This window comes from Leisingera coralii (assembly GCF_049056525.1).
GTDB lineage: Bacteria > Pseudomonadota > Alphaproteobacteria > Rhodobacterales > Rhodobacteraceae > Leisingera > Leisingera coralii.
In genome coordinates, this window is the sequence record NZ_JBHUPT010000138.1 from 1 (window position 1) to 1,217 (window position 1,217).

The window sequence follows — 1,217 nt, forward strand, 5'->3', positions numbered from 1 at the left end:
TGATCAGCCCCACCTGAGTGGTCCGGTTTGATTGTTAGTGCATGACCGGCCTTTGATCCATCAGAACGATGGTTTCCGGCGCGGGTGGGCGATACCCCAGAGCACTGTGTGGTCGCTTGGTGTTGTAGTGTTTCCTCCACTTTTCGATCAGGATTTGAGCCTCGCGGAGGCTGTAGAATATCTCACCGTTGAGCAGTTCGTCGCGGAGCCGGGCGTTGAAGCTTTCGCAGTAACCGTTCTCCCAGGGGGATCCAGGCTCGATGTAAGCGGTTTTGGCACCAACGGCTGCAATCCAGTCCCGGACAGCCTGGGCGACGAACTCAGGCCCGTTGTCAGACCGGATATAGGCCGGGATACCGCGCAGGATGAACAGGTCGCTCAAGGCGTCGATCACGTCACCTGAGTTCAGCTTTCGCTTCACCCGGATCGCCAGGCATTCCCGACTGAACTCATCGAGGATGTTCAGCGTGCGGAAGACCTTGCCATCCTCCGTCCGGCAATGGACAAAGTCATAGCTCCAGACGTGATGCCGGTATTCTGGCCGCAGCCGGACACAGGAGCCGTCATTCAGCCACAGACGCCCCTTCTTAGGTTGTTTCATTGGCACTTTCAGCCCCTCCCGCCGCCATAGTCGTTCGACCCGTTTGTCGTTGACCTGCCAGCCTGCCCCTCTCAGCAATGCTGCGATCCGCCGATAGCCGTAGCGGCCATACTGGCGGGCAAGCACGATCATGTCCGCAACCAGGCGTGCTTCGTCCGCCCGGCCCTTGGGCGGCTTGCGCTGCGTGGATCTGTGTTGCTTCAGGACGCGGCAGGCGCGCCGCTCAGACACCCTGAACAGGCTGCGCACATGGTCGATGCAGGCCCGGCGGCGGGCGGGGCTCAGAAGTTTCCCTTCGCAGCTTCCGTCAGGATGAGCTTGTCCAGGGTCAAGTCCGAGACGGCGCGACGCAGCCGTTCGTTTTCTTTCTGCAATCGTTTGAGTTCCCTGAGTTGGTCGGTTCCCATCCCGCCATACTGTTTGCGCCAGCGGTAATAGGTCTGCTCGGTGATGCGCACTTCGCGGATCGCATCCACCCGCGCCATCCCTTGCCCGACAAGCACCTCAACCTGCCGCAGCTTCGTGACAATTTCTTCGGGTTTGTGCCGCTTCGTTCCCATTCTGATCCTCCGTTTTCCTAAACATAACGGCGGACCACTTCACTGGGGGAGGATCA

At 59.8% G+C, this 1,217-nt stretch carries 1 protein-coding gene; it reads right to left on the reverse strand.

Annotation, left to right across the window (positions count from 1 at the left end; translation table 11 throughout):
- Positions 1–34 precede the first annotated feature (34 nt).
- Positions 35–1,161 (reverse strand): IS3 family transposase gene (locus ACFMBG_RS24105; protein ID WP_421057169.1). Its coding sequence is split into 2 segments (ribosomal slippage): positions 35–897 and positions 897–1,161, totalling 1,128 coding nucleotides; the frame shifts between segments, so codons are not numbered across the junction.
- Positions 1,162–1,217 lie beyond the last annotated feature (56 nt).